The organism is Enterobacter cloacae complex sp. CARB60 (genome assembly GCF_036487345.1).
GTDB classification, from domain to species: Bacteria; Pseudomonadota; Gammaproteobacteria; order Enterobacterales; family Enterobacteriaceae; genus Enterobacter; species Enterobacter asburiae_D.
In genome coordinates this window covers 2,282,572-2,303,310 of record NZ_JAZKLC010000002.1, presented here as the reverse complement: position 1 = coordinate 2,303,310, position 20,739 = coordinate 2,282,572, and the positions used below count along the sequence as shown (strand labels likewise).

Sequence of the window (20,739 nt, the reverse complement as noted above, 5' to 3'; positions counted from 1 at the left end):
AACTTACCCACCCACATAAGGAGTAATGTATGGTTTTGCCTGGAATGAATCCTGAGAAAAATCTACCCGGATATGATTATGCGCGCATAGCAGGTTTTGGAGCTGCAGATTTCGATTTCAAAGCACTGGGTTCCGCAATGGACTGTAATCGCGAATTCGCTCAGGCCGGGATCATTTATTCTGATGGTGCTCAACGCTATCTGGTTCGCTCTGGTCAGCGTCATCCTAATGGTCAAAGTGGTATTGTAACTCACGTAATTGTAACTAAAGCGAACTCACAACCATCCACCTCTAGCGTAGGTAAATCCTTGACTGATGCTGTGGCATCTACATCTATGGGAACTGAACTCGCATCAACGGTACTATCATGTGGGGCGATGATCATCACTGGAGGTGTGATGCTTGCCGGCACGGCGGCAACCCCCCTTACTGCAGGAGGAAGTGGTGTTTTGGTAGCGATTGGCTACGCAGGCACCCTTGCGACCGGGTTGCAATGCGTTAACGGCCTTTATCGTATCTATGATTTGGTTGAAAACGGTGGCGGTAATGTTGCCTGGCTCGATACGCAAGAATGGTACGTCGCCACCTCAACTTCGCTGGATGTAATTTCGTTAGCAAGTGCAGGAGGGGCGCTAAAAGAAGCAGTTACCACCTGGCGTGCAATGAAATCTATATCTTCCTTGAAAGCCACTGAGTGGTTAAAAAGTTATCCTCGTCAGGATCGTGCTCGTTTGACCGAATTGATAATTCGCGCGCAAAACCCCGGTATAAGCAACAAGGAAATTAAGGCACTTATACGCGCTGGTCTTTATCCGAAACGATTTCCAACCGGGCCTGTTCAGGTAGAACTCACTCGACAACTTGGGCAAGTGGTTACAAGTGCCGCAGCATTGGCCGGGAGTGCTGTGAGTGGCGTTATTGCAGCGCCCAGTAATTTACCACGGACTGGTAAATACATTATCGGTACCATTCAGTCACTGGCGGTATTCTGATGAAGTTTTTGAGATTTTTAACCGGACGGGTTTTCCAGGATCTCCTGAAGCATGGCAAAGAAATAGAGGAGGCTATTGCTCATCGTGATATCCGTCTCTTGAATCATTCCACGCCCGAGCTGGAACGGTATTTTTCGCGTCCACTCAGCGAGCTTCCGCGTCAAAATCCTTATCCGGTAGCAGTGCTGTTACCTCTTTTTTTAGTGGCGTTTGCGTTAAACCTTCTGCCTTTTCTCAGCGCGTTGCAGGGATTGTCACCTTTACATCATGCATTGAGCTTTTTCGTACCATCATTGACGATGACAGGCGCGCTCATTGTGATAAGCGTACTCCTGGCTCGTGGGAAGACGTCGGGATTGTTGGGGTTTAGGGCGTTGTTCATCATTCTGCTGATAACGACCCTCGTTCAGGTTTTACATACCCTGCTTTCGCATGACGGAGGCCTTTGGCCGCTGGTCATCGCATCCTTAGCGCTGTTACTTTGTCGGGTGGTGATGAACAGCAGCGGCTTTGTGCTGTTTACGCTCTATTGTCGTACTCAGCGTCTTGCCAGACTGGCACGGGAAATGCGGCTAAAAAGCCGTTAAAGGGGGGTTATGACGTTACGAAAAGCTAAGCCACAGGAAGCCGAAATACTCTGGAATATTCGCAATCAGGCGATTCGTCACGGCTGTAAAACAAGCTACGACGCCGACGTCATTGCGCGCTGGACGCCAGATCTCATGCCCGAACGCTTTCGGCAGACGATCGTTGAATACCCTTTTTATGTGGTGGAAGATGAAAAGGGTGATATTGCGGCAACCGGCTATCTGGATCTGGATACCCACTGTCTGGAGGCGATATTCACCTTGCCCGCGGCATCCGGTAAAGGCATGGCGACCCGGATTATCGAGGCGCTAAAAAATGAGGCCCGCAGTCGGGGGATAACCCGCCTGAGGCTGGATGCAACGCCTAACGCCCAGTCGTTTTATCAGAAGCTGGGGTTTGTGACGCTGAGCGAAACCTATCATCACTCGCGTATGGCAGGTGTTGATTTACGCTGTTTCGAAATGGCGATCGATTTGTAATGTGAGGAACAGATGGCTGTCACAGTAAGACCTCTACGCGAAGACGACTATTCCCAATGGCGACCGCTGTGGGATGGCTATACCCATTTTTATGATTGCTACCTTGAGGAATCCGTCACCGCATCGACATGGGAAAGGGCGCTCTCAACGCATTCCCGGATGTTCTGCCGCGTGGTAGAGAAGGACCAAAAGGTCATCGGTTTCGCGATGTGCATTCTGCACGAAGGAACCTGGTCAACGGCTCCCATCTGCTACCTCGAAGATCTGTTTGTTGATGCCGACGAACGCGGGGCGGGCGCAGGTAAGGCGCTCATTGATGCTCTGATTGAGGAAGGCAAGCGCGAAGGGTGGTCAAAACTGTATTGGGTCACCCGGGAGAACAACCCGGCGCGTAAACTCTATGACAAATATGGTGAAGCTGACGATTACGTCCGCTACCGCCTCTCCCTTTAAGGCGACAACGCCTGTGTTTGTATCACACTGTATCAGCGTCCCGGATACATACACAGGCTTGCAATAAATCCGCTTTCGCACATATCCGCTATACATTGCAGTGTTGTTATATCCCCGTGAATTGTACTCAACCGGAGATACCAACATGTTTAGCAAACTCGCGTACTCAACCCTCGCACTGACCGTTTCTCTTGGCACCGTGATGGCCTGTCAGGCCGAAGTCACCGGCACAAACGTCGCGGCCGCCTTTGATCGTCCGCAGCAAATCAACGCCGGCGATCTGAATGTCGGTTATGTCGACATCGGCCCGAAAAATGGCCAGCCGGTTATTTTACTGCACGGCTGGCCGTACGATATTCACAGCTATGCCGAGGTCGCCCCCGCGCTGGCGGCAAAAGGCTATCGGGTGATTGTGCCTTCTCTGCGCGGCTACGGCACCACGCGCTTCCTGTCCGCCCAAACGCCGCGCAACGGCCAGCCTTCAGCCATGGCGAAAGATATTGTAAACCTGATGGATGCCCTGAATATAAAGCAGGCGGTATTTGCAGGATATGACTGGGGGGCTCGTACGGCGGATATCGTTGCGGCGCTGTGGCCAGAGCGCGTTAAATCACTGGTGTCGGTGAGTGGGTATCTCATCAGCAGCCAGCAGATTGGCAAACAGCCGCTGCCGCCAAAAGCGGAGCAGCAGTGGTGGTATCAGTTCTATTTCGCCACCGCGCGCGGTGCTGAGGGCTATGCCAAAAACACGCATGACTTCGCCCGTTTGATCTGGTCTCAGGCCTCGCCTGACTGGAAATTTAGCGATGCTGTTTTTAACGCCAGCGCCAAATCGCTCGATAATCCGGATCACGTCGCCGTGACGCTCAGCAACTATCGCTGGCGTTTGGGGCTGGAAAAAGGCGAGCGCAAATACGACAGCTACGAGCAAAAACTGGCCGCGCTACCGAATATCACCGTTCCAACGATCACCATCGAAGGCGGAAACAACGGGGCGCCGCATCCGGCTCCGCAGGCCTATGCGGGTAAATTTACCGGTAAATATGAGCATCGTACCTTCGGGGCAACCGTGGGGCACAATCCACCTCAGGAAGATCCGCAGGATTTCGTCAAGGCCGTCGTTGACGCTGACAAGCTCTGAAATGTGCTATTTTCAATACGTTACCCTTCGGTCTGGAGATTTCGGTGGAGCATATTGATCATATCCTTGTCGTCGATGACGACAGGGATATTCGTGAACTGATTGTCGATTATCTCGTTAAGTCGGGCTATCGCGCCACGGGCGCGGCCAACGGCAAAGAGATGCGCGTCGTGCTGGATAAACAGCATATCGACCTGGTGGTGCTCGATGTCATGATGCCCGGCGACGACGGGCTTACGCTATGTCGGCAGCTGCGCAGCGGCAAACACAAAGATCTGCCCATCCTGATGCTGACGGCCCGCAACGAGGAGACGGACAGGATCCTGGGTCTGGAGATGGGCGCGGATGACTACGTGGTAAAGCCATTTGTCGCCCGCGAACTGCTGGCGCGTATCAAAGCGATTTTACGGCGTTTTCGCACGATGCCACCCAATCTACAGGTGACAGAAGCAGGGCGGCTGGTGATGTTCGGTGAATGGCAGCTCGATACCGTCGCCCGCCACTTAATCGATCCGGAAGGGGTGATTGTCGCGCTCAGCGGGGCGGAGTATCGCCTGCTGCGCGTTTTCCTTGACCATCCTCAGCGGGTGCTGACCCGCGATCAGCTGCTCAACCTGACGCAGGGGCGCGACGCCGAGCTGTTTGAACGTTCTATCGACCTGCTGGTTAGCCGGGTTCGTCAGCGCCTGAACGAAGATGCCCGTACGCCTGCCTATATCAAAACCGTGCGCAGCGAAGGCTACGTCTTTACGATGCCGGTGACCATCAAAGAGGTTAACGAATGAGGCTGTGGCCACGCTCGCTGCTGGCCCGTTTGCTGATCGTCGTGCTGCCCGGCCTGCTGCTGGCTAACGCCCTGAGCCTGACGCTGGTCATGATTGAACGAATGCACAGCGCCCGCACGGTGATGCTTGGTAATCTGGAAAACGACGTCGCAACCAGCGTCGCCATTTTAGACCGGCTACCGGCCAGCGAGCGCGCGGCGTGGCTGCCGAGGCTTGAACGGGGTAACTATCGCTATATTCTGGGTACAGGGGAGCCCGGCGCAGCGCCGACGGATAAGCGTTCACAGGATGCCATCCGAACCTTAAAAGCGACGCTTGCGGCAGAGTATCCGCTCAGCTTCACCGCCGTTCCCGGCGCCATTTCACACATCCAGGCGCATCTTACGTTACGCGATGGCTCGCCGCTGACCATTGACCTGATCCCGCGCATGCCGCCGGTCGCCAGCTGGCTGCCCGTTGTGCTCATCCTGCAGCTGCTGCTCCTGGCGGCCTGCTCATGGATCGCCGTGCGGCAGGTGGTACGGCCTTTTTCACAATTTACCCGCGCGGTGGATGCACTGGATCCGGCGGCCAGCACGCCAATGACGGAGAAAGGGCCGCTGGAGGTGCAGCGTGCAGCCCATGCCTTCAACGCAATGCAGGCGCGCATTCAGTCTTATCTCAGAGAGCGCGCGCAGATCCTGGCCTCTATTTCTCACGATCTCCAGACGCCCATTACCCGCATGAAGCTTCGCGTTGAAATGACGGAGCAGCCTGAACTGCGGGACAAGCTCTTAAACGACCTTGATAACATGTCGCGTCTGGTGCGGGAGGGTATTGCGTATGCCCGGTCATCAGAATCCCTGGAAGAGAGCTCGCTGAAGCTGGAGCTGAACGCATGGGTCAATAGCATTGCCTGCGATTATCAGGACATCGGTAAAAACGTGCAGTTTCAGGCAGGCGAAGCCCGTTTACCGATCGTCACGCGTCCGCAGGCGCTTCGCCGGGTGATGACCAACCTGCTGGATAACGCCCTCAAGTTCGGCGAGCGTGCCGCGATTGCCATAGATGATTCGTCCGATGGCGAGGTGGTTATTCACATTGTGGACGACGGACCGGGGATCCCCGAAGCCGAGCTTGAGGCGGTATTACAGCCGTTTTATCGGGTTGAAACATCGCGCAACCGCGATACCGGCGGAACAGGACTCGGGCTGGCGATTGCCGCGCAGCTCACCGCTCAGCTGGAAGGAAAGCTCAACCTGACGAACCGGGCCGAAGGCGGGCTGGATGTCTCCATTACGCTACCGCTCCGTTAGGTAATTGTACGGCTTTGTATCTCCCGGCCCGGGTGATACAGAGCCAGACAAAACCCGCATTTTTACACATATCCTGAACACATCCGCACGATGAAATAGCCTCACTGCAGCGTCGCAGGACTTGTATTGTGAGGTTTCTATGTTTCTGTTAATCGCTTTTCTGGGCGGGATGATAAGCCTGCTCAGTCCATGTACGCTCCCGGTTATTCCGCTTCTGTTCGCCGGTTTTCAGGGGCAGCGACGCCATATTCTGGCCCTGCTCGCGGGGATGATCGTGATGTTCACCCTGGTGGCGATGGTCGTCACCGTCGCCAGCGAGTGGATCGCAGAGGCAACAATCGTCGGGCGCTGGATCGCCCTCGTCATTCTGGCCGCGGCCGCGCTGGCCTTAATTTTTCCGTCGTTCGCCCAGCGTATTGCGGGTCCGGCCGTCAGCGCGGGAAATGTCCTCAACGCCCGAAGCGGGAAAACGCGCGGTATGGCATCGGCTTTTCTGGCCGGGCTGGCGGTCGGGCTGCTCTGGTCTCCCTGCGCGGGGCCCATACTGGGCGCCATTTTCAGCATTAATATCGCGGGCCACTCGGCCATTGCGACGGGCGCGCTGCTGGCGGCCTATGGCAGCGGATGCGCGCTGATGTTAAGCCTGCTCGTTTTAGGCGGCCGCACGCTGATGGCGCCGCTAAGAGCAAAATCGGCGCTGATGGAAAAGCTGCGGCAGGGGGCGGGCGTGGCGATGCTGGCGGCTGTCGTGTTTAACGCAACAGGAATGACCTCGCTTCTGAAAGGGGCAAACGGCGTTGCGGACCGTCTGGAGACAACACTCCTGACGCTGGCGAAACCCACAGCCGCGACGGTAAAGCTCCAGCCGGTCGTGATGACAGAGCCCAGCAGCCAGCTGCCTTCGTTAAGCGGCGGAACAGGTTGGATTAACGGTGACCCTGTCACGTCTGAATCCTTGCGGGGTAAGGTGGTGTTGATTGATTTCTGGACGTGGGATTGCATTAACTGCCAGCATACGCTCCCGCATGTGCGAGACTGGGCCGCAAAGTATCAGTCGCAGGGGCTGGTCGTGATAGGTGTTCACACGCCAGAATATCCCTGGGAAAAGCCGCTCGCCTCGGTAAAAAACGCGGTAAATAAATGGCAGCTGCCGTATCGGGTGGTGACGGATAACAACTACCAAATCTGGAACGCTTTCGGGAACCAGTACTGGCCAGCTCACTACTATTTCGATGCCAAAGGCCAGCTACGCTATGCCGCCTTTGGCGAAGGCGATTATGAGCAGCAGGAAAAGGTTATCCAACAGCTGCTCAAAGAGGCCCGTTCATAGCCTCGTTCAGGGCTGACGCTGAGCCACAATAAACAGCCGCGGAAAGGCCAGCAGTATCTGCCCGTTTTCCTGGAGTGGATACTGCTCTTCCAGCAGTTCATGGTAGCGTTTCAGGAACCGTTTCTGCTCGCTCTCATTCAGTTCCTGGAGCCACGGGCGCAAACCGGTAGCGCTTACCCAGTCAATAATGGCCTGGTGCGAGCTCATTTTATGGAAATAGGTTGTCCGCCATATATCCACGTCACAACCGGCCTCCGACAAGATGTCGTAATAGGCATGCACGCCCGGCAGAGGTTCGCGGCCGCGATCGGGGTAGTCTTGCTCCAGCGCCACTTCGCGCATCGCTACGTGAGTGGGTTCAAGCCAGTTGTCAGGCATCTGGATCGCTAATACGCCGTTAAGCGTGAGTAGGGAAACAAGGTGCGGCAGGAGGTCGTAATGGTCTGGGATCCACTGTAGCGATGCGTTAGCGTAAATCAGGTTCAGCGGCTGGCCAGGCTTGTACTGGCGGATATCGGCCTCAACAAAATGACAGTCGGGTAACGCGGTGCGTGCTTCCTCAAGCATTGCAGGGGAGTTATCGACCCCGGTGATGCGTGCCGACGGCCAGCGATGCTTCAACAACGCGGTGCTGTTTCCTGGCCCGCAGCCTAAATCAGCGATCGTGGAGACATCATCCAGAGGAATTCTGGCGAGCAGTTCAGCGGCAGGACGCGTTCTTTCCGCGCCGTATTGCAGGTAAAGAGAAGGGTTCCAGTCGGCCATCTTCGGTTCTCCGTTTTGCATGCTTCTGCAAGAATAGCACAGGCAGACACCTGCACGGCGGCAGGTGTCCGAAGAGCGGCAGGCTAGAGAATGCCTTTCAGCGCAACATGATAAAGCAGCATGATGGTCTTCCCGTCGACAATCTTGCCCGTTTCAATGCCGCGTAATGCCTCTTCAAGCGTCATTTCCAGCACGTCGATATCTTCTCCTTCCGCCTTGATCCCGCCGCCTGCGCCGGTTCTGTCCTTCGGCTGGTACTCGGCAAGATAAAAATAGAGCTTTTCCGTAACGGAACCCGGGCTCATATAGGCTTCAAAGATTTTCTGCACGCGTGAAACGCGGAATCCGGTCTCTTCTTCCGCCTCTGCTTTTATGCGGCTTTCGGGATCCATATTGTCCAGCAATCCCGCAGCGGCTTCGATTAAATCGTCCTCATGGCCGTTGATAAAGGCGGGGAAGCGGAACTGGCGGGTCAGGATCACCGTCTTTTTATCACGGTTGTAGAGCAGAATCGTCGCGCCGTTCCCACGGTCGTAGACTTCCCGGTGCTGACGCTGCCATTCACCATCGCGTCGCTGCAGATCGAAGGTGTATTTTTTAAGGACGTACCAGTTATCTGACAGCGTTTCACTGTCAATGATGCGCACATCTGCACGTTTTGATTGCACGTTTGTTCCTCCTTACGTAGAGTAATTATCATAAACAGCATTATCGTGCAGTTTCAAGATAAAGCATGCAACATCAGGAATTCATGATGCTCACCAGTCAGCGAAAACAATTGATCCTCGAAAAGCTCGATGCCGAAGGTCAGGTCCAGTCTAAGGCGCTTAGCGTGTTCTTTGACGTCTCTGAAGACACCATTCGGCGTGATTTGCGCGAGCTGGCGGCAGAAGGGCGTTTACAGCGCGTTCACGGCGGCGCGCTTCCGGCATCTTCCGCGATTGCGCCCTTTGCTGAACGACAATCCGTGAAAATGGATGCGAAAAAAAGAGTGGCCCGCAAAGGCGCGAAGCTGATTTCATCAGGCCAGGTGGTGATCGTCGACGGTGGCACGACGACCTCGGAGCTGATTACGTTTTTACCGGCAGACCTACGCATTACGGTGGTTACGCACAGCCCAAGCATTGCCCTTGGGCTTGTCGATCATCCGTCCATTGAGGTGATTCTGATCGGCGGTCGCTTGTATAAGCACTCTATCGTTGCGGTCGGCGCTGCGGCCATCGAAGGTATCGAAAATATTCATGCAGATCTGTTCTTTATGGGCGTGACCGGCATTCACCCCGACGCTGGGCTGACAACCGGTGATTTCGAAGAGGCGTGCATCAAACGTGCATTTTCCGGCAGAGCCGCGGAGACGGTTGTCCTGGCTTCTCCGGAAAAGATCAACACAGCGTCTTCGTTTGTGATTGGCGATGTGTCATCGGTGAACACCATCGTCGTTGAAGACAATACCGATAAGGACTGGATCCGCGCGGTATCGGAAAGGGGGGTCTCCGTCGTGTTGACCTCAGAAAGCGACTGAAGAGGCCTTGAGCTACACGCGCTCCGGCGCATGGCATACCGCCTCGATATTGTGGCCATCAGGCGAGATGACAAACGCGGCATAGTAGTTTTCACCGTATGACCTCAACCCCGGCCCGCCGTTATCACGTCCGCCGGCGCGCAGGGCGGCATGGTAAAACGCATCGACCTGCTGGCGCGTGTTGGCCACAAACGCCAGATGCAGAGGAGCAGGTTTATCATTTGTCTGAAAAAGACAGAGTGAAACGTTGCCTGAACTCATTTCGACACCGTACTCTGGGGTGCCTTCATCAATGAGTTCGACACCAAGCGGCTTAAGCGCATGGAGAAAGAAGGTTTTACTTTTTTCATAATCACTGACGCCGAATTTTACATGATCGAACATGGTTCCTTCCTTATAAAAGAGAGAAATAAAAAGTATAGAAGGAGAGGGATGCGAACATGCTAAAGAACGTGGCAATGTGACGGGCGTCAATTAAAGCAGTCCTTTCCGATGCCGAGACGGACGAATGGCATCAACCGCTATATCGCAGAGCGTTTCCGTCCAACAAATATCCACCGCAGGTAGTCGTATAGCCAGTTAAACAGCATCGTGTATGGCAGGAAAAACAGTACCAGACCAATCTCAACGAAAAATGCCTCAGTCATGGTTAAATCCAGCATAACCATCGCGACGGGAATTAAGGTGACGATCAGTCCTGTTTCAAAACCCACCGCATGGATCGCACGAACGAGAAATGTTCTTTGAAACTGATGTTTATTTTGCAGGGCGTCAAAGAGTTTATTAAATACAAAATTCCAGGCCGTCGCGGTGAGTGCGGATATCACGGACAGCGAACCTGACTGGAGTACCGACACGTTCATCAGCCAGGCAAGCGACAGCGCGATGATAACGTTAGCTATCACTTCAAAAATGACAGCATGAAAGATTCGCTCTTTAACACTTTTATTTAATTCAATTTCCATTTGCTTAGGGCTGCATTTTTCAAAAGCTGAAGTATATCAGACATCGTTCAACCCTTACTAAACGCGCAGGTTAGGATTATGTTAAATACAGCCCAGGCCCGCTAATGTGGAATGCACGGCTTCAGTAAGAGGGGTCTGCGGTTCATGGCCTAAAAAAGCAATCAGTTTTGAATTATCCATCTCTATTGTCTGCTCCCAAAGATAGCGCATCTCCCGCATTTCACGCAGCGTGGGGTTCAAAGGACTCATCATAGAGACAAGCCACCACGGAAATGGCTTCACCTTCGCCGTAATACCGGCACGCTCCGCGATGTGCTTTATGACGGCGGTCATCGCTGTCCCATCAGGATCCCAATGACCGCGCATATGGAAACTGGCAAACGGTTCGAGCTCATCCCGACGCGTCAGCAGTGCTGCGAGCGTTTCGGCGACATCCGGCAGATAAGCCCACTGATGGCCGGCGCCGATTTTCCCGGGGTTTTTAATGACCTTCGGTGGATGCCCCGGTTTGACTAATCCCTGTGAAAACCAGTTATTGCCAGCATGGGGACCAAAAAAGTCGCCAGCCCGCAAAATCAGTACCTTTCCGCCACGCTGTGCATAGGCTGCGAGCTCCTGCTCCATTTGCACACGTATGGCTCCTTTTCGGGTAACCGGATCCTGAAGGGAATCCTCGCGTAAGAGGGGAAAAGCATCCGGACCGTAGTTATAAATCGTGCCCGGCAGAACGATTAATGCACCGTTTCGCTCCGCTGCGCTGATGGTGTTATGCAGCATGGGCAAAACCAGCTGTTCCCAGTTTCGATACCCCGGCGGGTTAACGGCATGGACAATCACGCTGCATTCGGACGCCGCGGCCTCAACCTGCTCAGCATTCTGCGCATCGCCGCTTATCCACGTAATACTATTGCTGTGCGCGTCTTTTCCCGGAACGCTGCGGCGTAATGCACGTACATCCCATTCGTCATGGATCAATTTACGGGCAATTTCGCCACCAATCCCGCCCGTTGCGCCCAATATCAGTACCTTATCTGTGCTTTTCATCGTCTGACCCTTATTGGATATCTGCTTGACATCTTAATGAGCGCACGGGATAAATGTAATTGCATAATATAAGCCAGCAGGTATGCATTTTTGTATGAAGCTCAATATCCCGTGGGAATGGTATCGCACCTTTTTGGCCGTGATGAAAGAAGGGTCCTTGTCTGGGGCCGCACGCAGGCTGGCCATTACCCAGCCAACTGCCGGACGTCATATTGCGGCACTGGAATCAGCCCTCGGCCTTGTTTTATTTACCCGTTCGCAGACAGGATTGCAGGCCACGGACGCAGCCGTCGAGCTGAAGGGCCATGCGCAAGCGATGGAAAATACGGCCATGATGATTGAGCGGTCGGCTGCCAGTTTCAGTTCCGGCGCAACCGGATTACGGGGCGTAGTGCGCGTTGCCGCCAGTGAAATTATCGGCACCGAGGTTCTGCCTCCGGTGATTGCACACATAAAGGAAGAATACCCGCAAATAACCGTTGAACTGGTTCTGTCTAACCGCGTTCAGGATTTACTGAACCGGGAAGCGGATATTGCTGTACGCATGACCACACCGGTGCAGGAGCAACTGATTGCGCGTCGGATGGGCAGGATTGAAATAGGTCTGCATGCCGCGCCAGCGTATCTGTCACGACATGGTGCACCGGAAAATATTGATGAGTTATTTACCCATACGCTCGTGGGTTTCGACAACATGACGCCCTTTATTTTACAAGCACTTAAACAGTACCCACAGCTAAACCGCGATCTGTTTACCGTGCGAACCGACAGTGATATTGCACAATTAAATCTCATACGCGCCGGAGCAGGTATCGGTATGTGTCAGGTACAGCTCGCCGATTTTTTTCCGCAGCTACAGAGGATAATGCCTGATTTCTTTGCATTTCATCTCGACACCTGGCTGGTGATGCATGAGGATTTACGTCACAGCCAGGCCTGTAAAACGGTGTTTGATTTTCTTGCTGAGGGTTTACAGGCTTATATCAACAGGGCAAAACGGTGAGGTGGTCAGCGAAGACGCTTTCAAAGGCCATTAGCATGCAGGACCAATGTGTCCACAAAACGCTAGATTTCGCCTTAGTCCATATTGGTGCGCATAATGTATATTATGTTAAATGCAATCCATGGGTCTCTTTGAGATACCTCCCTTTTATTACATTTTAGGAATCGCGATTTGGCTAGCTTGATTAACCAGATCGATCACTTCGCCGGATGGGACCACGTTGACCAGATACTCCATCAGATCGATTTTCATTGCTTGTTTTGGCCACAGCACCAGTTACTGAGTTGATTCGCGGATGTTTGTTGAATCACCTAAGAGGGATATTGCTGTGCTGAGAAAGCCTGCCGGTAGCTTTAATACCCCCTGGTATCGTTTACATTTAACTCGAGCAATATCATTTGATCACCGAGTTAACGCTGCTATTATCAACATATCCATGTTCGAATCATAAATTTCTTCAATAAATTACCCTGCTAATTAATTGTCCTCACGGAATGAAGGAGCTTCCCCGATGAACTTACCAGGTCAGCAGTCGCCTGACAGCACCCTTCCCTCTTATGACCTCTCGCGCAGCCTGGGACTACAAACCGGTGCTGATATCGATTTTAAAAAGCTGGCTGCCCAACTCGACTGCACGCGTAATTTTTACAATGTCGGCATCATTTTTGATGATGGCAAACAGCGCTGGCTGGTACGCCCTTCACGCCGCATTGCAGATGTGAATCAGAGCACCGTCAGCCATGTGGTAATCAGTAAAATTCCGGATGCTAAGGAAATCAGTGCAGAAAAAGCTGTGGTGGCGACGCTAACGACTCCCTCACTTGCTACGGAAATTACCTCAACCGGTTTTGCCTGTGGCGCGATGATTGTTACGCTTGTTATGGCGTTTGGTGCCGGTGCGGCAGTGCCTTTTACCGCTGGCGGGTCCGGTGTGATTGCCGCGATTAGCCTGTCCGGTACGCTGGCAACTGGCGCACAATGCATGATTGGCGCGGGCCGTCTGCTGGCTATCCATAACGATCATGGTTCCGATGTTGCCTGGCTCGACAGCCAGGACTGGTATGTAGCTACCACGACGGTTCTGGATGTCATTTCGCTGGCTGCGGCAGGAACCGCGCTGCGAGGTACTTTAGAAACGTACAAGCTGATGAAAGCGGCATCCTCAAGTAAAGTTACCGCCTGGTTCCAAAGCCTGAGCCGTGCTGAGCGTAAGCGCATCACGGAAGAGATCATTAAAGCGCAGAATCCAGGTATCTCCAGCGCCGGCGTGAAGGCAGCGATCCGTGCAGGCGTCTACCCGAAACGTTTCCCCAGCGAATCATTACAAAAATCACTGCAACGTGAGCTGATGAGTGCTGTGAACAACGCATCGGCCTTTGTGGGCAGTTCACTCACGGGGACGATCCGCAATCCTCAAAACACCGTCCAGTCCGGGCGCTATGTAGTCGGTCTGTTGCAGTCATTTTCGCCTAACTAAACGCTGAGTATTCAAATGATTAAAGTTTTTTCCCGTCGCCTGCAACACTGTAACGAGGTGGCTACCAGCATAAGCAATGCCTCCCCGACACAGCTGCAACAGCTAAAGACTCAGTTGGCTGAAGAAATGGGCAAATCTGTAGGCCTTCACACCATGGGTATTCCAGCGGCAATCAGTACCCTCGGGGTGATTGTCAGTTTCGCCATTCCGCAGCTGTGGCTGGGGTATGGCGTACTCGCCGGACTCGATCAGCCAGCGGGACACGTATTCGTGTGGGTTGTCCTGATCGCCCTTCTGTTCGCTGGCCTTAACGGCGTGACGATGTTTATGATTGGCAAAGGCAGCATGCGCGCCGTGCGGTTACACCTTACGCTGGCGGTGATAAGCCTGGTATTAACGGCAGCCTATCTGCTGGTCGCGCTGAGCTGTAGCGCTGCTCCGGGCGTCAGTCTGACCGCGGCGCTAGTGAGTATCGTCATGCTACTGCTTAGCGGCAGCTGTATCCTTTCCACCGCCTTCTATAAGATGCTGCTGTTTACTCTGCATAATCGTGCCTGGCGCAAGCTTCTCAGCCAGACGCGTGCTAAAACAGTGCGCTAAGCGTTCATCCCGTAAAAAACCCGCCATCGCTGGCGGGTTTTTTTATGGCTTTTTATGCCTGCGCAGCCAAATTAACTTATACGCCGCAGGAATAATAAACAGCGATAACAGCGGCGCCGTGATCATCCCGCCAATCATCGGTGCCGCTATCCGGCTCATGACTTCTGACCCGGCACCGGTCCCCCACAGAATGGGCAGCAGACCGGCAATAATCACCGCGACGGTCATCGCCTTTGGCCGGACGCGCAGCACGGCGCCATGATAAAGGGCGTCATCAAGCCCCTGTTCGGTAAACGTTTCCCGATGGGATAACGCCGGCTGTGCCTCAACGGCATGACGCAAATACATCAGCATGACCACCCCAAATTCTGCCGCCACCCCGGCCAGAGCGATAAAACCTGTGCCGGTTGCGACAGACATATGGAAGCCCTGCCAGTAGAGGAACCATATTCCCCCGACCAGGGCGAACGGCAGACTCATCAGGATCAGCAGCGCTTCATCCACGCGACGGAACGCCAGATACAGCAGAATGAAGATGATCATCACCGTCATCGGCACCATTAGCTTCAGTTTCTTGTTGGCGTGCTCAAGCAGCTCAAACTGTCCGGAGAATGAGACGCTGGTGCCCGGTCTCAGCTTTACGTTCTGACTGATGGCCGTCTTAATGTCGTTCACCACCGACACCATATCCCTGCCGCGGGCATCGATATAAATCCAGCTCGCAGGTCGGGCATTCTCCGTTTTTAGCATCGTGGGGCCGGAAACCACGTTGATATCCGCCACATCGCCCAGCGTGATCTGCTGCTTCATCGGCGTGAGGATAGGCATCTGCTTCAACGCGCTCGGGCTGTTCCGGTAGTCCTGAGGATAGCGAATATTAATCGGGTATCGGGCGACGCCTTCCACCGTTTCACCCACCGTCGCCCCGCCGATGGCCGAGGAGACGAACAGCTGCACATCGCCCACCGTCATCCCGTAGCGGGAGGCTTTTTCCCGGTTGATATCGACATCAATGTAGCGCCCGCCCTCCAGACGTTCAGCCAGGGCAGACACCACGCCCGGCACCGTTTTGGCTACCGCCTCGATGCTCTGCGCCGTAGCGTCGATATCCGACAGAACGGTACCCGACACCTTGATACCAATGGGGCTTTTGATCCCGGTGGAAAGCATGTCTATCCGGTTGCGGATCGGCGGTACCCAGAGGTTCGCCAGGCCGGGCAAACGAACGGTCTTGTCGAGCTCGTCAATAATCTTGTCAATCGTCATGCCGGGTCGCCACTGATCCTCAGGTTTGAGCTGAATCGTGGTTTCCACCATTTCAAGCGGCGCGGAATCCGTAGCCGTTTCGGCCTTACCCGTCTTACCGAAAACAGAGGCCACCTCAGGCACGGTTTTGATGAGCTTGTCCGTGGTCTGTAACAGCGCCGCTGCTTCTGCCGGAGAAACACCCGGCAATGTTGATGGCATATACAGCAGATCGCCTTCGTTGATCTTCGGCAGGAACTCGCCGCCCACCTGGCTGAGAGGCCAGATCACCGTGAAGATGGACAAGGCCGCAACCAGCAGGGTTGTTTTTGGCCAGTGGAGCACCTTAATCAGTAGCGGATGGTAGGCTTTAATCAGCAGCCTGTTCAACGGGTTACTGGTCTCAGCGGGAATCTTACCCCGGATCCAGAACCCCATCAGGATGGGGATAACGATGATGGCCAGCGCGGCCGCACCCGCCATGGAGTACGTTTTGGTGAAGGCCAGCGGACCAAACAGCCGCCCTTCCTGGCCCTCAAGGGTAAAGATAGGAATAAAGGATAAGGTGATGATCAGCAGGCTGATAAACAGCGCGGGGCCAACCTCGACAGAGGCGTTGGTGATCACCTTCCAGCGCGTGGCGTTATCAATCTGCTCTCCCGGATGCTGGTGATCCCACTCCTCCAGCCGTTTGTGCGCGTTTTCAATCATGACGATAGCGGCATCCACCATCGCGCCGACGGCAATAGCAATGCCTCCCAGCGACATGATATTGGCGTTCAGCCCCTGGAAATGCATGACGATAAAGGCGATACACAGGCCAAGCGGCAGAGAGATAATCGCGACCAGCGCAGAGCGAACGTGCCACAGGAACAGGGCGCAGACGATGGCCACCACGATAAACTCTTCGAGCAGCTTGGAACTCAGGTTGTCGATTGCCCGATCGATTAGCTGGCTGCGATCGTAGGTGGTCACAATCTCGACGCCTTCCGGCAGGCTGGCCTTCAGCGTCTCCAGCTTATCTTTCACCGCCGTAATGACTTCACGCGCATTTTTGCCCGAACGCAGGATCACCACGCCACCCGCAACTTCCCCCTGCCCGTTCAGCTCGGCAATACCGCGCCGCATTTCCGGCCCCGTTTGTACGCGGGCAACATCGCGAAGGTAAATCGGTACCCCGTTCTCACCGGTTTTCAGGACGATGTTATTGAAATCGTCCATCGTCTGCAGATAACCGCTGGCCCGGACCATATACTCCGCTTCCGCCATTTCAACTGACGATCCCCCTGCCTCCTGGTTAGACGACTCAAGGGCCTGCTTAACCTCCGGCAGACTAATGCCGTACTGAGCCAGTTTTAACGGATTGACCTGGATCTGATACTGCTTCACCACGCCGCCAACGGAGGCTACTTCGGCCACGTTCGGGATCGTTTTCAGCTCAAATTTCAGGAACCAGTCCTGCAATGAGCGCAACTCTGCGAGATCGTGTTTTCCGCTGCGATCCACCAGCGCATACTCAAATATCCAGCCCACGCCGGTGGCATCAGGACCGATTTCAGAACTGACGCCAGCGGGCTGTTTGCCCTGAACCTGGTTCAGATACTCCAGCACGCGCGAACGGGCCCAGTACAAATCGGTTCCGTCTTCAAAAATGACGTACACGTACGAATCACCAAACTGCGAAAAACCGCGCACGGTCTTTGCGCCGGGAACCGACAGCATGGTGGTCGTCAGTGGATAGGTCACCTGGTTTTCAACAATCTGCGGGGCCTGGCCGGGATAGCTGGTTTTGATAATCACCTGAACGTCAGAGAGATCGGGCAAGGCATCGACCGGGGTGTTGATAATGGTCCATGCCCCCCAGATGCTGAGAAACAGCGCCCCCATCATGACCAGGAAACGGTTGGCGACAGACCGCCGGATAATCCATTCAATCATCATCGTCTCCTTAATGGCCAGAATGCGCGCCGTCAGCAGCTTCAGCGTGACGCATGCGCTCCAGCGCGCCGGTAATATTGGCCTCCGAGTCAATCAGGAACAGCCCGCTGACCACCACCGACTCCCCCTCTTCCAGTCCGCTACCAATGCCGGACTGCTGCTGAGATTCATGCAGAACGTGGATCCTTTTCGGGACAAAATTCCCGTCCGCATCAACCGTAATCACGCGCTGTTCTTTGCCGGTATCGATAACGGCCTGGGAGGGGATCAGCAGCATTTCCTGACTTTGGGTATTCAGCTTCAGGTACGCGTTCATGCCCGGTTTCAGCAGCTCATCCTTGTTAGCGACCTGCAGGCGCACCTGCAGCGTACGGGTGGTTGGATCCACGCTCGGCAGAAGACTCCATTTTTCAACCGGGAAGGATTTATCCGGATAAGCCGGTATCGAAACGGCAAACTGCGAGGTATCTTTCAGCAGATAAGCAATGGATTCAGGCACTGCCGCGCCGATCCAGACCGGATCCATCCCCTGAATTTGCGCCACCACCTTATCTTTGGAAATATTCATGCCTGTACGCAGGTCAAAGGCCGTGATCACCCCGTCGATCGGCGCCTTGATGGTAAACCGGGTCTGGATAGTGCGGGTCGCACGCAGCCTCTGAATATCCTCATCCGGCATACCCGCCAGCCGAAGCCGTTCCAGAACCCCTTTTATTTGCGTTGGGGTTCCGCCGGTGCCGGATAACAGCAGAAACTCGCTCTGCGCCTCTACCCAGTCAGGAATGGTAATATCAATAAGCGGCGTGCCTTTCTTCACCTTATCGCCCGTCGTCAGCGGGTACACTTTCTCCACAAAGCCTTCCGCGCGCGCCTGCACAATGACAAACTGATAGTCGTTATAGCTGACGTTGGCCGGGATCGTCTGGGCATAATTCAGCGTTCCGCGCGTCACCTTTTGCGTTTTTAATCCCAGGTTCTGAACCTGTGTCGGGTCAATACGGATACCGGCACTGCTTTTATTGTCGTTTTCATCCGCATATTTCGGTACCAGATCCATATCCATAAACGGTGATTTGCCGGGCTTATCGAATTTCACGTCTGGCTTCATCGGGTCATACCAGAAAATTACCTTTCTTTCTGGTGCGCTATTTTCCGTTTTTTCAGATGAATGAAGAGCCTGCCAGGCCGTCACCGAGATCAGCCCTCCCGCAATAAGGCTGCTGACAACCATGGCAGCATATTTTATTTTTAATGAGGCCATGCCGTTTCTCGCTATTTAATGCTCTTCAGTAAAGAGATATTGCCCTGCTGAACAAACGAAAAATCAACGTGACTGCCGACTTTTAAAGCATTGATACTCTCGTCAGCCTGAATAAAGGTGAAACGCATGGTCATCGCGGGCCAGCCAATCGCCGGAATGGCTTCATGAGAGATCGTGACTTTTTTGTTCGTGAGATCAATGTCCTTAACGATGCCGGTCCCGGTGATGAGCTGCTCTGAGGTCCCTTCGCTGGCAGCACCCATCCCCTCGTGCTGATGGACCTCGGCCTGGAGGCCAGCAGAAAACACAATGGAGATGGCACCGAATACAACAGCCTTAAGTGAATTGCGCATGTTTATTTTCCTGTTTAATTAAATAACGTTATTCGACCCAACCGCCGCCGAGCGCGGTTAAGAGATTAATTTCATTAACCTGCCGGGCATAAATAAGGTCGAGAATATTTTGCTGCGTGGAGAAAAGAGAACGTTCCGCGTCAAGCACTTCGATATAGCTGACCGCACCGCTGGAATATAACCCTCTGGCCCGCTGCAGAGTAATGCGTAGCGAATCAAGATACCGCTGTTGCGCAGCAAGCTGCTGGTTAATGCTGTCACGCAGCGCGAGCGCGTCGGCAACCTGTTTGAAGGCGGACTGAATTTTTTGTTCGTAATTCACAACCGACTGCTGCTGGCGAATTTCGGCCAGCTTCAGGTTAGCCTTATTCCTGCCCGCATTAAAAATGGGAATGTCGATTTTAGGAATAAAATTCCACATCCCGCTCCCTGACGTGAACAGGCTGGACAACTCCGTGCTGCCGGTTGAAAGCCCGCTGGTGAGTGATATAGACGGGAAAAAAGCAGCACGTGCCGCGCCGATATTCGCATCGGCCGCTTTGAGCTGATACTCCGCTTCCATAATATCCGGGCGCTGCAACAGTATCGCTGATGAAAGGTGGGGAGGCAGTTTCACCGGCGCGACGTCGCTGGCGTTCATGCCGCCGTCGCCCGGCAGCGCGCGATACGTGCCGAGGACCAGCTGCAGGGCATTATTGGCCTGCGCCAGCTCACCCTCTCTTTTGGCTATATCTCCCCGCGTGCTTTCGATCTGTCCCCGGGCCTGTTCCAGCGCCAGGACGTTCGTACTGCCCGTCACCAGCTGCTGCTCAACGAACGCATAAGACTGCTGGTAATTTGTCAGCGTATCCCGCGCAATGCGCAGCTGTTTATACGCCAGCTGCTGGTTGAAATAGCTCTGAGAAACGTTAGAGACGAGCAGGATATGCACCGCGCGACGGGCCTCTTCGCTGGCGAAAAAGTTTTGTCGGTCGGCATCGCTCATGTTCTTCAGCTTGCCGAAGAAATCGAGTTCGTAGCTAAGCGCAATGCCCGCGTCGTACTGTTGCGCGGTGGGTTTGTCACTTTTCAGCCCGCCGCTGTACGTGATGCCCGAGGAGGCATTCAGCTGAGGATAACGATCCGCATCCGTCACGTTGAACTGCGCCCGGGCTTCCTCGACCTTCAGGGCTGCCATTTTGATATCGCGATTGTTATTCAGGGCTTCCGTAATCAGCCCCGCAACCTGAGGATCGACAAAAAAGCGTCGCCAGCCGGTGTCCTGATACCCCGCCGCCGCGGGCGTCAGGCCGTTACGGGAGAGCGAAAACTGCTGGGGTACAGGGGCTTCCGGTCGCTGGTACTCTGGGGCCAGCGAGACGCAGCCTGCCAGAATAAATACCGTGCTGATGCTTAGTCGTTTTAACAGGAACATAACGGTTTAAATGAAGTCCAGAGTAGTTTTAGGGCTACTCTACGGAACGCATCCTGTTTGACGGGTGACAGGATAATGACAATGTTGTC

21 protein-coding genes are annotated in these 20,739 nt (G+C 54.2%); 12 read left to right on the top strand and 9 right to left on the bottom strand.

Annotated features, from left to right (window positions below; translation table 11 throughout):
- Nucleotides 1-29 precede the first annotated feature (29 nt).
- The 8 genes from V4835_RS11955 to V4835_RS11920 all read left to right on the top strand — a co-directional run bounded on the left by V4835_RS11955 (nucleotide 30) and on the right by V4835_RS11920 (nucleotide 7,063).
- Nucleotides 30-992, top strand: coding sequence for a hypothetical protein (locus V4835_RS11955; protein ID WP_331412282.1), 963 nt, complete (start codon nucleotides 30-32; stop codon nucleotides 990-992).
- Entirely contained in the window at nucleotides 992-1,579 is a 588-nt protein-coding gene (locus V4835_RS11950; protein ID WP_331412281.1) for a hypothetical protein, read from the top strand. Before V4835_RS11955 ends, V4835_RS11950 begins: the two co-directional genes overlap by 1 nt.
- Nucleotides 1,580-1,588: 9 nt before the next feature.
- Nucleotides 1,589-2,059 (top strand): GNAT family N-acetyltransferase, encoded by a 471-nt coding sequence (locus V4835_RS11945; protein WP_331412280.1) that lies wholly within the window; start codon nucleotides 1,589-1,591, stop codon nucleotides 2,057-2,059.
- A 12-nt stretch (nucleotides 2,060-2,071) separates the two neighbouring features.
- A complete protein-coding gene (locus V4835_RS11940; RefSeq protein WP_331412279.1) occupies nucleotides 2,072-2,512 on the top strand; it encodes a GNAT family N-acetyltransferase in 441 nt (146 codons plus the stop codon).
- 145 nt (nucleotides 2,513-2,657) lie between these two features.
- Nucleotides 2,658-3,653 (top strand): alpha/beta fold hydrolase, encoded by a 996-nt coding sequence (locus V4835_RS11935; protein ID WP_331412278.1) that lies wholly within the window; start codon nucleotides 2,658-2,660, stop codon nucleotides 3,651-3,653.
- Between the two features lie 44 nt (nucleotides 3,654-3,697).
- Nucleotides 3,698-4,438: a response regulator gene (locus tag V4835_RS11930; RefSeq protein WP_063142774.1), complete on the top strand. Its 741-nt coding sequence runs from the start codon at nucleotides 3,698-3,700 to the stop codon at nucleotides 4,436-4,438.
- Nucleotides 4,435-5,733, top strand: coding sequence for an ATP-binding protein (locus tag V4835_RS11925; protein WP_331412277.1), 1,299 nt, complete (start codon nucleotides 4,435-4,437; stop codon nucleotides 5,731-5,733). Before V4835_RS11930 ends, V4835_RS11925 begins: the two co-directional genes overlap by 4 nt.
- A gap of 139 nt (nucleotides 5,734-5,872) precedes the next feature.
- Nucleotides 5,873-7,063, top strand: coding sequence for a cytochrome c biogenesis protein/redoxin (locus V4835_RS11920; protein ID WP_331412276.1), 1,191 nt, complete (start codon nucleotides 5,873-5,875; stop codon nucleotides 7,061-7,063).
- Between the two features lie 6 nt (nucleotides 7,064-7,069).
- On the opposite strand, the gene tam is transcribed toward V4835_RS11920, so the two are convergent.
- Nucleotides 7,070-7,828: a trans-aconitate 2-methyltransferase gene (tam, locus tag V4835_RS11915; RefSeq protein WP_331412275.1), complete on the bottom strand. Its 759-nt coding sequence runs from the start codon at nucleotides 7,826-7,828 to the stop codon at nucleotides 7,070-7,072.
- Nucleotides 7,829-7,911: 83 nt separating this feature from the next.
- Nucleotides 7,912-8,496: an NUDIX domain-containing protein gene (locus V4835_RS11910; RefSeq protein ID WP_331412274.1), complete on the bottom strand. Its 585-nt coding sequence runs from the start codon at nucleotides 8,494-8,496 to the stop codon at nucleotides 7,912-7,914.
- 86 nt (nucleotides 8,497-8,582) lie between these two features.
- Here V4835_RS11910 and V4835_RS11905 point away from each other — a divergent pair, with 86 nt between their 5' ends.
- Complete coding sequence (locus V4835_RS11905) at nucleotides 8,583-9,350, top strand: DeoR/GlpR family DNA-binding transcription regulator (protein WP_331414118.1); 768 nt, start codon at nucleotides 8,583-8,585, stop codon at nucleotides 9,348-9,350.
- Between the two features lie 12 nt (nucleotides 9,351-9,362).
- Here V4835_RS11905 and V4835_RS11900 read toward each other — a convergent pair whose 3' ends face one another.
- The 3 genes from V4835_RS11900 to V4835_RS11890 all read right to left on the bottom strand — a co-directional run bounded on the left by V4835_RS11900 (nucleotide 9,363) and on the right by V4835_RS11890 (nucleotide 11,359).
- Complete coding sequence (locus V4835_RS11900) at nucleotides 9,363-9,734, bottom strand: VOC family protein (protein WP_331412273.1); 372 nt, start codon at nucleotides 9,732-9,734, stop codon at nucleotides 9,363-9,365.
- A 137-nt stretch (nucleotides 9,735-9,871) separates the two neighbouring features.
- Nucleotides 9,872-10,315 (bottom strand): PACE efflux transporter, encoded by a 444-nt coding sequence (locus tag V4835_RS11895; protein ID WP_331412272.1) that lies wholly within the window; start codon nucleotides 10,313-10,315, stop codon nucleotides 9,872-9,874.
- A gap of 81 nt (nucleotides 10,316-10,396) precedes the next feature.
- A complete protein-coding gene (locus V4835_RS11890) occupies nucleotides 10,397-11,359 on the bottom strand; it encodes an NAD-dependent epimerase/dehydratase family protein (protein ID WP_331412271.1) in 963 nt (320 codons plus the stop codon).
- Between the two features lie 94 nt (nucleotides 11,360-11,453).
- Between V4835_RS11890 and V4835_RS11885 the strand changes: the two genes are divergently transcribed.
- The 3 genes from V4835_RS11885 to V4835_RS11875 all read left to right on the top strand — a co-directional run bounded on the left by V4835_RS11885 (nucleotide 11,454) and on the right by V4835_RS11875 (nucleotide 14,439).
- On the top strand, nucleotides 11,454-12,362 hold the full coding sequence (locus V4835_RS11885; protein WP_331412270.1) for a LysR family transcriptional regulator: 909 nt from the start codon (nucleotides 11,454-11,456) through the stop codon (nucleotides 12,360-12,362).
- 511 nt (nucleotides 12,363-12,873) lie between these two features.
- The gene (locus V4835_RS11880) at nucleotides 12,874-13,839 is read left to right on the top strand and encodes a hypothetical protein (protein WP_126795395.1); all 966 of its coding nucleotides are present in this window, start codon (nucleotides 12,874-12,876) and stop codon (nucleotides 13,837-13,839) included.
- A 15-nt stretch (nucleotides 13,840-13,854) separates the two neighbouring features.
- Nucleotides 13,855-14,439, top strand: a complete 585-nt coding sequence (locus V4835_RS11875) for a hypothetical protein (RefSeq protein ID WP_331412269.1) — start codon at nucleotides 13,855-13,857, stop codon at nucleotides 14,437-14,439.
- A gap of 42 nt (nucleotides 14,440-14,481) precedes the next feature.
- On the opposite strand, the gene silA is transcribed toward V4835_RS11875, so the two are convergent.
- The 4 genes from silA to V4835_RS11855 are packed head-to-tail and all read right to left on the bottom strand — an operon-like array spanning nucleotide 14,482 to nucleotide 20,650.
- Nucleotides 14,482-17,622 carry a Cu(+)/Ag(+) efflux RND transporter permease subunit SilA gene (silA, locus tag V4835_RS11870; RefSeq protein ID WP_331412268.1) on the bottom strand — a complete coding sequence of 1,047 codons (3,141 nt, stop codon included), beginning with the start codon at nucleotides 17,620-17,622 and terminating at the stop codon, nucleotides 14,482-14,484.
- Between the two features lie 10 nt (nucleotides 17,623-17,632).
- On the bottom strand, nucleotides 17,633-18,883 hold the full coding sequence (locus V4835_RS11865) for an efflux RND transporter periplasmic adaptor subunit (RefSeq protein WP_331412267.1): 1,251 nt from the start codon (nucleotides 18,881-18,883) through the stop codon (nucleotides 17,633-17,635).
- Between the two features lie 11 nt (nucleotides 18,884-18,894).
- A complete protein-coding gene (cusF, locus tag V4835_RS11860) occupies nucleotides 18,895-19,236 on the bottom strand; it encodes a cation efflux system protein CusF (RefSeq protein ID WP_331412266.1) in 342 nt (113 codons plus the stop codon).
- Nucleotides 19,237-19,264: 28 nt separating this feature from the next.
- Nucleotides 19,265-20,650 (bottom strand): efflux transporter outer membrane subunit, encoded by a 1,386-nt coding sequence (locus V4835_RS11855; RefSeq protein WP_331412265.1) that lies wholly within the window; start codon nucleotides 20,648-20,650, stop codon nucleotides 19,265-19,267.
- Between the last annotated feature and the right edge of the window lie 89 nt (nucleotides 20,651-20,739).